Origin of the sequence: Mycobacterium sp. UM_Kg27 (genome assembly GCF_000972905.1) — a bacterium.
In the GTDB taxonomy this organism is placed as follows: Bacteria; Actinomycetota; Actinomycetes; order Mycobacteriales; family Mycobacteriaceae; genus Mycobacterium.
Map to the genome: position 1 here is coordinate 1 of NZ_JRMM01000121.1, position 13,440 is coordinate 13,440.

The 13,440-nt window shown below is 68.0% G+C and carries 12 protein-coding genes and 1 pseudogene; 5 read left to right on the top strand and 8 right to left on the bottom strand.

Annotated elements, in window-relative coordinates; translation table 11 throughout:
• Positions 1-440, bottom strand: a 440-nt coding sequence (locus tag LI94_RS16760) for an AMP-binding protein (RefSeq protein ID WP_152664852.1), incomplete at its 3' end; no start/stop codon positions are given.
• Between the two features lie 129 nt (positions 441-569).
• Here LI94_RS16760 and LI94_RS16765 point away from each other — a divergent pair.
• Positions 570-1,295: a transcriptional regulator gene (locus LI94_RS16765; RefSeq protein ID WP_024441190.1), complete on the top strand. Its 726-nt coding sequence runs from the start codon at positions 570-572 to the stop codon at positions 1,293-1,295.
• 14 nt (positions 1,296-1,309) lie between these two features.
• Here LI94_RS16765 and LI94_RS16770 read toward each other — a convergent pair whose 3' ends face one another.
• A complete protein-coding gene (locus LI94_RS16770) occupies positions 1,310-2,209 on the bottom strand; it encodes a pseudouridine-5'-phosphate glycosidase (protein ID WP_024441189.1) in 900 nt (299 codons plus the stop codon).
• 130 nt (positions 2,210-2,339) lie between these two features.
• On the opposite strand from LI94_RS16770, the pseudogene LI94_RS16775 reads away from it, so the two are divergent.
• Positions 2,340-3,032: pseudogene (locus tag LI94_RS16775) on the top strand (HNH endonuclease family protein); the annotation flags it as partial.
• A gap of 2 nt (positions 3,033-3,034) precedes the next feature.
• Here LI94_RS16775 and dapC read toward each other — a convergent pair.
• Positions 3,035-4,132 (bottom strand): succinyldiaminopimelate transaminase, encoded by a 1,098-nt coding sequence (gene dapC, locus LI94_RS16780; RefSeq protein WP_046301894.1) that lies wholly within the window; start codon positions 4,130-4,132, stop codon positions 3,035-3,037.
• Positions 4,133-4,338: 206 nt separating this feature from the next.
• Between dapC and LI94_RS16785 the strand changes: the two genes are divergently transcribed.
• Together LI94_RS16785 and LI94_RS16790 are read left to right on the top strand one after the other, a co-directional pair.
• Positions 4,339-4,887, top strand: a complete 549-nt coding sequence (locus LI94_RS16785) for a PadR family transcriptional regulator (RefSeq protein ID WP_046301895.1) — start codon at positions 4,339-4,341, stop codon at positions 4,885-4,887.
• A gap of 46 nt (positions 4,888-4,933) precedes the next feature.
• On the top strand, positions 4,934-6,940 hold the full coding sequence (locus LI94_RS16790) for an NADPH-dependent 2,4-dienoyl-CoA reductase (protein WP_046301889.1): 2,007 nt from the start codon (positions 4,934-4,936) through the stop codon (positions 6,938-6,940).
• A gap of 99 nt (positions 6,941-7,039) precedes the next feature.
• Here the strand turns inward: LI94_RS16790 and LI94_RS16795 are convergent, their stop codons facing one another.
• Positions 7,040-9,586 carry a bifunctional FO biosynthesis protein CofGH gene (locus LI94_RS16795; protein ID WP_082105796.1) on the bottom strand — a complete coding sequence of 849 codons (2,547 nt, stop codon included), beginning with the start codon at positions 9,584-9,586 and terminating at the stop codon, positions 7,040-7,042.
• 410 nt (positions 9,587-9,996) lie between these two features.
• Here LI94_RS16795 and LI94_RS16800 point away from each other — a divergent pair, with 410 nt between their 5' ends.
• Positions 9,997-10,599 carry a hypothetical protein gene (locus LI94_RS16800; RefSeq protein WP_152664853.1) on the top strand — a complete coding sequence of 201 codons (603 nt, stop codon included), beginning with the start codon at positions 9,997-9,999 and terminating at the stop codon, positions 10,597-10,599.
• A gap of 30 nt (positions 10,600-10,629) precedes the next feature.
• On the opposite strand, the gene LI94_RS16805 is transcribed toward LI94_RS16800, so the two are convergent.
• The 4 genes from LI94_RS16805 to LI94_RS22480 all read right to left on the bottom strand — a co-directional run.
• Positions 10,630-11,037: a hypothetical protein gene (locus tag LI94_RS16805; RefSeq protein ID WP_192830990.1), complete on the bottom strand. Its 408-nt coding sequence runs from the start codon at positions 11,035-11,037 to the stop codon at positions 10,630-10,632.
• 175 nt (positions 11,038-11,212) lie between these two features.
• Positions 11,213-12,130, bottom strand: a complete 918-nt coding sequence (mshB, locus tag LI94_RS16810) for an N-acetyl-1-D-myo-inositol-2-amino-2-deoxy-alpha-D-glucopyranoside deacetylase (RefSeq protein WP_082105795.1) — start codon at positions 12,128-12,130, stop codon at positions 11,213-11,215.
• A 51-nt stretch (positions 12,131-12,181) separates the two neighbouring features.
• On the bottom strand, positions 12,182-13,039 hold the full coding sequence (locus LI94_RS16815; protein ID WP_024441180.1) for a hypothetical protein: 858 nt from the start codon (positions 13,037-13,039) through the stop codon (positions 12,182-12,184).
• 190 nt (positions 13,040-13,229) lie between these two features.
• A partial coding sequence (locus LI94_RS22480; RefSeq protein WP_152664854.1) for a hypothetical protein occupies positions 13,230-13,440 on the bottom strand: 211 nt, incomplete at its 5' end.

Below are 13,440 nucleotides of genomic sequence, written 5' to 3' on the forward strand. Positions count from 1 at the left end.
CCCGGCGGTTCAGCGAGGCTCGACGAAGGAGAGGCGAAGCTGGGACCGCCGCTCGGACCCGGCGGTTCAGCGAGGCTCGACGAAGGAGACGATCCGGCGCGCGCCGGGAAGTGCGGCAGGCCGGCGAGGTCATCGGGGCGCTCCCCCAGCCAGGCTTGCGCTCCCGAGTCACGCAGAATGTGCTGGCGTTCGGCGACGCCGACGTCAGCGGGGACCGGAACCACCGGAACCCCCGCGAGCAGACAGCCGGTGACCGCCAGCACGGTCTGCGCCGTGGGGGTCGCCAGCACCGCGACCGTCGGCGCCCCGGCAAGGTCTTTCAACACTGCCGCGGAAGCGGCACTCAACTCGGCACGGCTCAGGAGGGTGTCGCCGATACGCACCGCATCAGCGATGTCCGAGGCGTTCGAGCCGTCAGCAACCAGCGAGGTCAGCAGCATCTGGGGGACGTTACCCGGTCCGCGGCGCGAGCCCAGCCGAGCTGCCGAACGGCGGCCGACCGCCACAAGTGGTATCAACGAATCAGTTCCCTTAAATTTAAGGGCAACTCCTCATGGAGAGGCACTCCCATGTACGACCAGTCCGTCCAGCGGCAGGCCGCAGCTCGCGGTCAGCGGTTGCCGCGCAACCAGCAACGCGATCGGGTGCTGCGGTTGGTGGGCGCTGCCAGTGGTGCAGTCGACGCCGCCGAGCTCGCCGAGCGGATGCACCTGCACGTCACCACGGTGCGCTTCCACCTCGATGCCTTGTGTGAGGACGGGACAGTCGCCCGGACCCGGATCAAACGTGACGGCGTCGGGCGACCCCGCACCGGCTATGTGGCGGTGCGTGACCGGCTGGACTACCGCAGCCTGGCCGAGATCTTGGCCATGGAGCTCGGCGAGACCGCCGCCGAACGCCAGGAGCGTGCCGAACGGGCGGGCCAGCGTTGGGCCGACCGGATCCTGGCATCCGACGACTCCGCCGCCGAGGGACCCGTCACGCGGAACGGATCGACGCCCGACCCCAGCATCGACGAGTGCGCGGACCGGATCGCGGGGATTTTCGCGCGGATGGGGTTCGGTGCGGAACTGACCGCGGCGACCGAAGACGGTGCAGACGACAGCCCGCGCACGATCCTGCTGCACGCGTGCCCGGTCCGCGACTTGGCGCGGGAACACCCCGAGGTCAGCTGCGCCATGCACCGGGGCCTGCTGCGTGGCCTGCTCAACGCCGAGAACGCCCCCGGCGGCAGCGCAGAGTTGGAACCGTTCGTCGAACCGGATATGTGCATCGCCAGGGTGATCGGCCGCTGACCTGACAACGGGTCCTAGTGACCCGCATAGGCCACGGCGATCTCGGCGGCCACCCGCGCATTGGCCAGCACCAGTGCGACATTGGCGGCCACCGACGCGCCGTGCGTCTCGCGGTGGAAGTAGTCCAGCAGGAACGGTGTGACGTCCTTGCCTTGGATGTCCGCGGCCCGGGCGGCGGCCAATCCTTCGGCCAGCACCCTGTCGTGCAGTTCGCGGTCCAGCTCGGCGTCGGCGGGAATCGGGTTGGCCACTACCAGCCCGCCGTCGGTGCCCAGCCGGTCACGGGCCCGCAGCACCGCGGCAGCCTGTTTGGGCGTCTGGACCCACCAGCCGAGCGGATGGCCGGAGTCGGCGAGGTAAAAGGCCGGAAAGCGGTCGGTGCGGTAGCCGATCACCCCGACCGACAGCGTCTCCAGCCGCTCCAACGTGGCACCGATGTCCAGGATCGATTTCACTCCCGAACACACCACCAGCACCGGGGTGCGCGACAGCGTGGTCAGATCCGCGGACTCGTCGTAGCTGTCCCGCGCGCCGCGATGCACACCGCCCAACCCACCGGTGGCGAACACCGTGATGCCGGCCGCCGCCGCCAGGTGCGCGGTCGCGGCGACCGTCGTCGCGCCGTCGCCGGCCACCGCGGCCAGCATCGCGATCTCGCGGACACTGACCTTGATCGTGGTGGTCCCGCTGGCGATGCGGTGCAGCGCGTCGTCGTCGAGGCCGATGTGCGGCTGGCCGTCGATGATCGCGATGGTGGCCGGTACCGCGCCCGCCGAGCGCACGGCGTGCTCGATGGCGCGTGCAATGCGCAGGTTGTCCGGACGCGGCAGACCATGGCTGATGATCGTGCTCTCCAGCGCCACCACGGCCCGACCGGCGTCCAGCGCCTCCGCGACCTCGGGATGGATGCGCATCCGCTCAGCCTATGGTGCGCGGCGGCGAGCACGCATCGATCGTGTCGGGGCAGTTTGGTAGCGTCCCCGACTGTTCACGGGGTTGATGCGGCGGTCCCAGCCTCGCTGAACCGCCGGGAGTGGAGGTGCCATGGTCGACCAGCGACGCAGGTGGCCGGCCTGCCTTGCCGCGCTCACGGCGGCCCTGCTGATCGCGGCACCGCCCGCCAGCGCGGACCCGGTTCCGGTCGGTGCGGCCGACGGATCGGCCGAGCTGGCCATGCTCGACGCGCTGCCGATCAAGGGCCGCGCGCCCAAGACCGGCTACTCGCGCGGCCTGTTCGGCCAAGCGTGGAGCGACGACGTCACGGTGCCCGGGGGACACAACGGCTGCGACACCCGCAACGACATCCTGCGCCGCGACCTGGTCGACATCGAGATCAAGCCGGGCACCACCGACTGCGTGGTGACATCCGGTGTCTTGAACGATCCCTACACCGGCACCGCGATCGCTTTCCAGCGCGGTCGGGGTACTTCCCAGGCGGTGCAGATCGACCATGTCGTGGCGTTGTCGGATGCCTGGCAGAAGGGCGCCCAGGGCTGGGATGAGCTCACCCGCCGCAACTTCGCCAACGATCCGCTGAACCTGCAGGCCACCAGCGGGCCGATCAACGAGCAGAAGGGCGACGGCGACGCCGCCACCTGGCTGCCGCCCAACAAGTCCTACCGCTGCGCCTACGTCTCCCGGATCGTCGCGGTGAAGTCCGGCTACGGCCTGTGGGTGACGCAGGCGGAGCACGACGCGATCGAGCGGATTCTCACCGGCGAATGCGGGGCGCCGGCCGGCTAACCCAGCCGGGCCGCCGCCGCGGCGATCCGCTCGTCGGTGCCGGTGAGCGCCACCCGCACGTACTGCGCGCCGGCCGGTCCGTAGAACTCGCCGGGCGCCACCAGGACGCCGCGCTGGGCCAGCCAGTCGACGGTGTTGCGACAGGGCTCGCCGCGGGTGGCCCACAAGTAGAGCCCGCCTTGCGACAACTCGATGGTGAAACCGGCCGCCTGCATCGCCGGAAGCAGCGTCGCCCGGCGGCGGGCGTAGCGATCACGCTGCTGCTGCTCGTGGGCGTCGTCGTCGAGGGCGGCGACCATGGCCGCCTGAATCGGGGTGGGCACCATCATCCCGGCGTGTTTGCGTACCGCGAGCAGTTCGGCCACCACCGCGGCGTCACCGGCGACGAACCCGGCGCGGTAGCCCGCCAGCGAGGAGGTCTTCGACAGCGAATGCACCGCCAGCAGGCCGCGGTGATCGCCGTCGCACACCTCCGGATGCAGCACCGACCGCGGCTCGGAGTCCCAGCCCAGCCCCAGGTAGCACTCATCGGAGACCACCAGGACGTCGTGCTCGCGCGCCCAGGCCACGACAGCGCGCAGCTCGTCGGCGGTCGCGATCGCCCCGGTCGGGTTGCTCGGCGAATTCAGGTACACCAGGGCCGGCGGCGGACCGTCGAGCAGTTGCGGGGTATCACTGCGCACCCATGGGGCCCCGGCCAGCCGGGCGCCCACTTCGTAGGTCGGGTAGGCCAGTTCGGGGACCACGACCGCGTGCTGGTCGCCGAGGCCGAGCAGGCTCGGCAGCCAGGCGATGAGTTCTTTGGTGCCGATGACGGGTAGCACCGCCGACTCGGACAGGCCGGTGATCCCATAGCGCCGTTGCAGCGCGGCGACCGCCGAGGAGCGCAGCGCCGCAGTGCCGGCGGTGGTGGGATACCCGGGCGCCGAGGATGCCGCAGCCAGTGCCTCGCGGATGATCGGGGCGACCGGGTCGACCGGGGTGCCGACAGACAGGTCCACGATGCCGCCGGGGTGCGCCTTGGCCAGCGCCGTCGCCTCGGCCAGGGTGTCCCACGGAAATGTCGGCAGTGCGGCCGATCTGCCGCCGCGCACGGGACTCACGAGGCTGCGGCGACGCAGGGCGGATTCATCGGTCCTGATAGTAGAGCCCGGTGCGGCGACGCGACCACCACGGCCCAGTCAGCTACCGCGGCGACGCGCAGCAGCCGGCTCCGCCGCGCTTGCGATCACCGGGCCTATGCACTCAGTTGCTGTGCAACAAGTTGCATAGGATGGTCATGGCTGCCTATGCTCCCCACGTGGCACTTCCGCACGCGATCCTGGTGTCCCTGAGCGAGCAGTCGGGTTCGGGCTATGAGCTCGCGCACCGTTTCGACCGCTCGATCGGCTATTTCTGGAGCGCCACCCACCAGCAGATCTACCGGACGCTGCGAGCCATGGAGGCCGACGGCTGGGTACAGGTCACCGAGGTGGCCCAGCAGGGCCGCCCGGACAAAAAGGTCTACACCGTGACCGAGGCCGGCCGTGCGGAACTGGCCCGCTGGATCGCGGCCCCCCTGGCCGGGCGCGGAAGCTCGGTGGTGGACAACCGTCTGCGCGAACTGGCGGTCAAGATTCGCGGCGCCGGCGACACCGAACGCGCCACGGTGCGCGGGCAGGCTGTGGATCTGCGCGCCGAACGTGGCGAGCGCTTGGACATCTACCGCGCCCTTGAGAAGAAGCAGTTCCCGGATCCGCGCTCGCTGACGGGCGCCGCGCTCCATCAATACCTGGTGTTGCGCGGCGGCATTCGCGCGGAGGAGAGCGCAATCGACTGGCTCGACGAGGTTGAACAGGCACTGAGTTGAAGGGCTGACTGTGACAACAGAATCCAGCAATCCATACCCGCTCTTGATGTCCCCGCTGGACCTGGGTTTCACAACCCTGCCGAACCGGGTGGTCATGGGTTCGATGCACACCGGCCTGGAAGACCGCGCCGGCGACACCGCCAAACTGGCCGAGTACTTCGCGACGCGTGCCCGCGGCGGCGTAGGGCTGATGATCACCGGCGGATACGCCCCGAACCGGTCGGGATGGCTGCTGCCGTTCGCCTCGGCAATGACCACTCGCGCCGACGCGCGACGCCATCGGCGCATCACCGACGCCGTGCACGATGCCGGCGGCAAGATCGCGCTGCAGCTTCTGCACGCGGGACGCTATGCCTACCATCCGTTTTCAGTCAGCGCGTCGAGCATCAAGGCACCGATCAACCCGTTCCGGCCGAGGGCGTTGTCTACCCGCGGGGTCGAGTCGACGATCGCCGACTTCGCCCGAGCCGCCGAGCTGGCTCGCGAAGCGGGTTATGACGGCGTGGAGATCATGGGCAGCGAAGGCTACCTGCTGAACCAGTTCCTGGCGGCGCGCACGAACAGACGATCCGACGGCTACGGCGGTTCTGCCGCCAACCGCCGCCGCTTCCCGGTGCAGGTCGTGGCTCAAACGCGCGCGGCCGTCGGCGACGACTTCATCATCTGCTATCGGTTGTCGATGGCCGACTATGTGGAGGATGGCCAGAGCTGGGAGGAAATCCTCTCGCTGGCAACCGAAGTCGAGGAAGCCGGCGCCACCCTGATCAACTCCGGCTTCGGCTGGCACGAAGCTCGGGTGCCGACCATCGTGACTTCGGTTCCCAATAGCGCCTTCGTCAACATCAGCAGCGCCGTCGCCGATCACGTCACGATCCCGGTGGTGGCCTCCAATCGGATCAACATGCCGCAGGCCGCCGAGCAGATCCTCGCCGAGACATCGGTGCGCCTGATCTCGATGGCCCGCCCGATGCTGGCCGACCCGGACTGGGTGCGCAAAGCCGCCGACGGCCGTGCCGATGAGATCAATACCTGCATCGCATGCAATCAGGCCTGCCTGGACCACGCCTTCGTGCACAAGAAGGTCTCCTGCCTGGTCAACCCCCGAGCCGGTCATGAGACCACGCTGGTGCTCGGCCCGACGCGGCGGCGCCGGCGCATCGCGGTGGTGGGCGCCGGGCCGGCCGGGTTGTCCGCGGCGGTGTCGGCCGCCGAACGCGGCCACGAGGTGACCCTGTTCGAGGCGAATGGCTTCATCGGCGGCCAATTCGACTTGGCCAGAAGAATTCCCGGAAAGGAAGAGTTCGCCGAAACGATCCGCTACTACGCCACCATGCTGGACAAGTACGCGGTGACGCTACGCGTGGGCAGCCGGGCTGGGGTCGGCGAGTTGACCGGCTTCGACGAAGTGGTGCTGGCCACTGGGGTCAAACCGCGGATCCCCCAGATCCCGGGCATCGAGCATCCGATGGTGATGTCGTATGCCGAGGCGATCGCGGGCCGGCCGGTGGGCTCCTCGGTGGCGGTGGTGGGGGCCGGCGGGATCGGGTTCGACGTCAGTGAATTCCTGGTCCTGGATTCACCCGACTCCTCGCCGACGCTGCACCTCAAGGAGTGGAAGGCCGAGTGGGGTGCCGCCGAACCGTGGGAGGCCAGGGGTGCGCTGCTGCCGCCGGACCCCGCACCGCCGGCCCGCCAGGTCTATCTGTTGGCCCGCACCGCAGGAGCTCAAGGCCGCAAGTTGGGCAAGACCAGCGGTTGGGTGCATCGGGCATCGGTGAAGGCCAAGAACGTCCAGCAGCTCTCCGGGGTGAACTACGACCGCATCGATGATGACGGGTTGCACATCAGCTACGGCCCGAACAAGTCACGCCCGCAGGTGTTGGCGGTGGACAACGTGGTGATCTGCGCCGGTCAGGAGTCGGTGCGCGACCTTGAGGACGGATTGCGGTCGCGCGGCATGACACCGCACATCATCGGTGGCGCGGCGCTGGCCGCCGAACTGGATGCCAAGCGGGCCATCAAGCAGGGCACCGAGCTGGCGGCCCGCCTATAGGCAGCCCCGGCCGAGATTGCACTGACGGCTGCGATTCGGACGGACTGCACGACCCTGGCCGCAATGTCACGGAGGAGCGCAATCTCACGGAGGAGGCAGTCAGGCCGGCAGCGGTGCGTAGTCGGTGCTGCGCTGGCGGGCCGGGCGCCCAATGCCCTCGGCGATCGACGTCAACTCCGCAATCGTCTTGGCCGATCCGTGCTCGGAGCCGGCCATCCGCGAGATGGTCTCCTCCATCAGCGTGCCGCCCAGGTCGTTGGCGCCGCCGTTGAGCATCACCTGGGTGCGCTCCACCCCCAACTTGACCCAGCTGGTCTGGATGTTGGGGATGCGGCCGTGCAACATGATCCGCGCCAACGCATGTACCGCGCGGTTATCGCGATGGCTCGGGCCGGGCCGCGCGCCGCCGGCCAGGTACAGCGGCGAACTCTGATGCACGAATGGCAACGGCACAAATTCGGTGAAACCACCGGTGCGGTCCTGGATGTCGCGCAGCACCCGCAGGTGTCCGACCCAGTGCCGCGGGGAGTCGATGTGGCCGTACATCATGGTCGAGCTGGATCGCAGGCCCACCTCATGCGCGGTGCTGACCACCTCCACCCACATCGAGGTCGGCAGCTTGCCTTTGGTGAGCACCCAGCGGATCTCGTCGTCGAGGATTTCGGCGGCGGTGCCCGGAATGCTGCCCAGGCCCGCCTCGCGCAGGCTGATCAGCCACTCCCGAATGCTCAAGCCGCTCTTGGACACCCCATTGGTGATCTCCATCGGCGAGAACGCGTGCACGTGCATCGACGGCACCCGAGCCTTGACCGCGCGGACCAGATCGGCATAACCGGTGACCGGTAGCTCCGGGTCGATACCGCCCTGCATGCAGACCTCGGTGGCGCCGGCCAGATGCGCCTCGTAGGCACGTTCGCCGACCTCGGCGTTCGACAGCGAAAACGCGTCCGCGTCCCCCTTGCGCTGGGCGAAGGCACAGAACCGGCAGCCGACGTAGCAGATGTTGGTGAAGTTGATGTTGCGGTTGACCACATACGTCACGTCATCGCCGACGGCGTCGCGCCGCAGTGAATCAGCCAGTGCGGCAACAGCATCCATAGCCGGACCATCCGCGGTGGCCAATGCCAGATACTCGGCGTCGGTGCAGCCGGCCGGGTCGCGTTCGGCCGAGCGCAGCGCGGCCAGTACATCGGTGTCGACGCGCTCTGGGGCACGGGCTGCCAGGTCATTGATCTGCTCACAGATGGACTCCCAGTCCCCGAATGCGCTGCCCAGATCACTGCGGGTGTCGGTGGCCCGGCCGTCGACGTCGATCGCGGTGTGCAGATCGATCCGCCCGGCCGACTGCACCTCGTCGGGCTCCTGCCAGGCCAGCCCGACCGGATTGACGTCCCGGGCCCAGCCGCTGTCCGGGTCGGCCAGCGCCGCAACGTGCGGGCGCACCCGCGGGTCGATCCACGCCGCACCGGCCAGCACGTAGTCGGGCTGAGCGGTGAGCCGCTGCACCAGGTCGTAGCCGGCTTGCTGCGTGATCGCGGCCAGGTCGTCCAGCGCCGGCCAGGGGCGTTCCGGGTTGACGTGGTCAGGCGTCAGCGGGGAAACCCCGCCCCAGTCGTCGACCCCGGCGCCGATCAGCGCCAGGCATTCCTCGGCAGAGACCAGGTTGGGCGGTGCCTGCACCCGCATCTTGGGGCCCAGTACCAGCCGGGTGACCGCCACCGTGGCCAAGAAGTCCTCGAAACCGGTGTCGGGCACCGCCGCCATCGCGGTGTGCTCCTTGGCCCGGAAGTTCTGCACGATGACTTCCTGGATGTGCCCGAACTCTTTGTGCACCTTGCGGATCGCGTGCAAGGTGTCGGCACGCTCGGCGAGCGTCTCGCCGATGCCGACCAGCAGGCCGGTGGTGAACGGGATCGAGAGTCGGCCCGCGTCGGCCAGCGTGCGCAGGCGAACCACGGGATCTTTGTCCGGACTGCCGTAGTGCGCCAGGCCTTTGGTCTCAAATAGTCGCCGGGACGTGGTCTCAAGCATCATGCCCATCGACGGCGCCACCGGCTTGAGCCGCGACATCTCCGACCAGCTCATCACCCCTGGGTTCAGGTGCGGCAGCAGGCCGGTCTCTTCCAGCACCCGGATGGCCATCGCCCGTACGTAGGCCAGGGTGCTGTCATAACCGCGCTCGTCGAGCCACTGTCGTGCCTCGGACCAGCGGTCCTCGGGCCGGTCGCCCAGCGTGAACAGCGCCTCCTTGCAACCCATCTCGGCACCGCGGCGGGCGATATCGAGGATCTCGTCGGGACCCAGGAACATCTGCTTGCCCTGCGCTCGCAGCACGCCGGGCACGGTGACGAAGGTGCAGTAGTGGCAAGTGTCGCGGCACAGGTGGGTGACCGGGATGAACACCTTGCGCGAGTAGCTGACCGGCAGCCGTCCGCCCGGTCCGCGCCGACCTCCCGACACCAGACCGGCGTCTCGTACCCGGGCAGCGCTCGCACACAGGTCGGCCAGGTCGCTGCCCCGCGCGCTCATGGCGATCGCGGTTTCCTCGACATTGAGGAGCACGCCGTCGCGGGCCCGCCGCAGCACCCGGCGCAGGGCACTCCGACCTGCTGGCGGCGCGACCACTTCGCGCGATGAATCAGGCAGCTCCGGGGTAAGTGTCACATCACCACAACTCGGAACCGTCCGCTGTTCATTCCCCACACCCCCATACCTTTCCAGACCCCGCAAGCGGCCTCCGGTTCGCCAATACCTTTCAGACCCGCAAGCGGCATCCAGGTCGCCAGCCAAGGTGCGCTTACGCGGGTGGAGCCAAGATCCGTAAACAGCCCAGCGCCGCGGACGCCGCACGCCACCGTGCCCAATACCTGAGGTTTTCACAGCCGGTAAACACGGCCATCACGGCCCCGCAGCTCACAACGGGCCCGAAATAGCCCGCCCATTCAGCCGCTACATGGGAGCCACGCCCGATTACCTGTCGAATGATCCGATAAAGCGGACTTCTTGACACTGATTGAGAACCGTTATTTACTAGGCCAAACTGCGAAGGAGTTATCATGAAGACCTCAGCATTACCTTGGTTTGCACCCCTGGTCGCGGCAACATGCCTCGCGGCCAGCCCGGCAGTCACCCCGGTCCTGCCGCGCGCCGAAGTCCAACTCCACCCGGTGGTCTTGACCGCAGAGGTAGTGCCCGCCGATCTGCTGGAATCTCTGGTGCCAGACCTGCTGGGATCCCTCGGATCAACCGAGCTGTCGGAGGTCGCCGGCGACGCGGCGGCCGGCTTCTTCGGGCTCGGGTATTTCTTTGCAGAGGTGATATACGCCTTCAACAGCGTGGTGTCCGTGCTGCTGTCACCACTGAGCTGGGTTCCGATCGTCGGTTCGCTGGCGGCATCACTGATATGGACTCCGATCAACCTAGTCGAGCAGCTCATTTGGCCGTTCCTTGTGGGCACGATCTACTACCCCTACTACCCGTACCTTTCCGAGGCCACCGACCCTGGGTTGCCCGTCGAGCTGTCGCAACTGCCGGGACTCGCGGACTTCAGCCTGCCCGACACGGCACTGAGCGTCGACGCACTGGAAGTGGGAGACGTGGGCGACCTCGGCGACGCGTTCCAGGCCGCCGGTGCGGCGCTGCTGGACATGCTCATTTAGGCCAGCACGCCGGCGTAGGACCTCGTCCTGTCAGGCCTGGCCGTCTGAAATGTCTCCGACGGCCAGCGCCTGGCGACGCCGCCACAGCACCCACGCGGGCGGCGCGCTGCCCAGCACGATCATCAGCAGCACGCCATAGGCCATCACGCCACGGTCAGCGAAGATCAGGTCGTCCCCCGGACCACCAAGGGTCATCAATGCGATAGCCAACAACCAGGTCCACAGCGGCAGCACCGCCAACCGCAGCGACATGGTGCAGCGCTGTGCCACCCACACCAGACCGGCGTTGACCAGGCCCCCGATCAGGGCACTGAGCGGAACGGGAATGGCACCTATGTGGGCGGGTAGCAGCAGCGCGGTGGCCACGGCGCAGAGCGCGCCATCGAGGGCAAGCAGCGCCAGCACGACGAAATTGAATGCCGGCGTATCGGTGGGCATCGCGGGCTCGGTGAGCGACGCGACGGAACTCAAGTGGGGATGCTCTCCAGCTGGCTGACCAACGAACCGACCATCCACTGATAGCTGTCGAGCCACCACTGCCAGTGCTCCAAGTTCGGGTCCAGATCGGGATCCATGCCTAAACCACCTAAGTCATTGCCTCTACAGAAACTGCTCAGCAGGAGCCTACCCTGTGGCCGTCGTCATCGAGGCGAAGTCCGGCCAGCAGATCGGTTTCCCATCCCCGGCCGTCGCGCGGTCCGGGATCACCGGCGACCAGGACGTAATGCTCGGCGTCCGAAATCGGCTGGACCACGTTGTTCGACAATGCGAACGCGCGGCCGGTCGGCCCGACGGTGATCTGGGTGGCGTGAGCCCTCATGGCAGCGACCTTCGCCGCGCGGGTCTCCGCGGCCTCGATCACCGCATCGATCCGGTCGTCGGGGAAGTCCCCGACCGCATGCTCATCCGGCGCGTCGGCCGCCGTCCAATGCGAGAGCCGATCGGCGTCCCCAAGCTCTGCAAGGGCGGCTCGCCGGGCGCTGCCGGCGGTCACCGTCCAGTAGAACTTCGGCGTGGACCACCCCGGCTCGGAGCCATCCTCTGCCGCTGCGGCCAGCGCCGCTGTGGTGACGTGATGGGCGTGTACGTGGTCGGGATGGCCGTACCCGCCGTTCGGGTCGTAGCTGACGACCACGTGCGGGCGCAGCGTCCGGACGATGGCCGCCAGCGCCGCAACGGTGTCGGCGTCGTCGGCGTCGATGAACCGCTGCTGCCGGCGCGCCGGGGTGCCGGTCATCCCCGAGTCACGCCAGCGTCCCGCGCCGCCGAGAAACGCCGGGGGGCCGACTCCCAGCGCCCGCAGCGCCGCGGTCAGCTCACCGATCCGATACCCGCCCAGTTGGTCGGCGCCGTCCACCGTCAGATGCGCCCAACGGTCCCCGATGACCTCGCCCTCCTCCCCCAGCGTGCAGGTCACCACACGCACGTCGGCGCCGCGGGCGGCGTAGTGGGCGATCGTCGCCCCAGTCGTCAGAGTCTCGTCATCGGGGTGGGCATGGACGAACAGCAATCGTGGAATCGGATCCGACACGCCAAAACCCTACCGCCGCACCGGCGAATGGATCGGCGGCCCTCAACCGGATCAGAACAGACTGTCGAAGAACCCATCCCAGTCGATGCCGCCCAACAGCAACGCAAGGTTGTCGCCCTGAATCGCGTTGACGATCTCGTCGAACTGGTCCGGACTGAACCCGAGCAGGGTTGTCCAGTCGGCGTTGAGGATGGCCGGGTCGAAGTGGCCGAGCAGGCTGTCGTAAGGGTTGAAGCCGATGCCCATCATGTTGTTGAACGCGGCCTGGTTCTGCGCCAGCACCGTGTTGTTGATGCTGAAGATCCAGTTCACCAGGTCGCCGAACTCGGGGTTTTCGGCGGCCAGCCGATCGGCGGCGTCCTGTTGCGCGGCGACCAGTGCACTGTTGAACTCCGCCTGCATCGCGATGATGGCGGCGTTCATCGCCTGCTGCGCATCCGGGATCGCCTGCATGATGAGGCTGAAGCCGGCGGCCGCGTCGGCCGCGGCGATGTTGGCTGCCTGCCCGGCTCCGCCGCTGAACGAGCCGACGCCCGGGAGCTCCAAACCAGCCAGGTCAGGTGTGAAAGAAGGCAGCCCCAGCGGCAGGTTCTGCGGGTCGAAGCTGCCGCCGGTCAGCTCGTTGAACACGTTCTCGTCCAGCTCGCCTGCGTGGAAGGTTGAGCCGACTCCGTATGCGTCGTCGCCGTCGCCGAAGAGCACCGAGCCCACGTTGATGTACTGGGCGTCGGCGCCACCGCTGCCGACGAAGTCGGGGCGGACGTGATTCTCAATGATGTCGAGGCCGGGAGTCACATCGACGTTCGCGGCGGCCAGGTCGATGTCGCGGATCTGTACCTCAGGCAGGGCCGGGGTCATCGACGTCAGCACTGCGACCAGGCTGCCGACACCCAGAGCTGCAGCGGTCACTGTGGCGCAGCGGCGAGCGAGGTGTTCCATTGACAAATCTCCCTCCGACGAGTCCCGCGCAGGTTTGCTTAATCTTAACCAAGAATTGCCTGTGCGCAAGGCCTCGTTAATGTCGATTCCAGCTGGCGTCCACCTGTTGCTCCCCCGTGGTCTACCAACCTCGCCAAGCTTAACGTCCCGGGTGCTTTCGCTAGGGCAGCTTGACCCAGTTTCCGGCCCCGCCGACGATGCCCACCGGTACCGACCCGGTCAAGCTGACGTTGGTCACGCTCGGACCGACAGCCACGATCGTGGTGTCCTGCAGGATCGGCAGCACCGTCGCCATACTCCACAACCGGGGTTCGACGGCGGCGATCACGTCGCCGATGGACCTGTCTCTTATACACATCTCCGAGCCCACG

What these genes read in the sequence shown, in the direction of transcription:
- LI94_RS16765 (WP_024441190.1), top strand. Translation starts at nt 570, where the DNA reads ATGTACGACCAGTCCGTCCAGCGGCAGGCCGCAGCTCGCGGTCAGCGG.
- LI94_RS16770 (WP_024441189.1), bottom strand. Translation starts at nt 2,209, where the DNA reads ATGCGCATCCATCCCGAGGTCGCGGAGGCGCTGGACGCCGGTCGGGCC.
- LI94_RS16790 (WP_046301889.1), top strand. Translation starts at nt 4,934, where the DNA reads ATGTCCCCGCTGGACCTGGGTTTCACAACCCTGCCGAACCGGGTGGTC.
- LI94_RS16800 (WP_152664853.1), top strand. Translation starts at nt 9,997, where the DNA reads ATGAAGACCTCAGCATTACCTTGGTTTGCACCCCTGGTCGCGGCAACA.
- LI94_RS16805 (WP_192830990.1), bottom strand. Translation starts at nt 11,037, where the DNA reads ATGCCCACCGATACGCCGGCATTCAATTTCGTCGTGCTGGCGCTGCTT.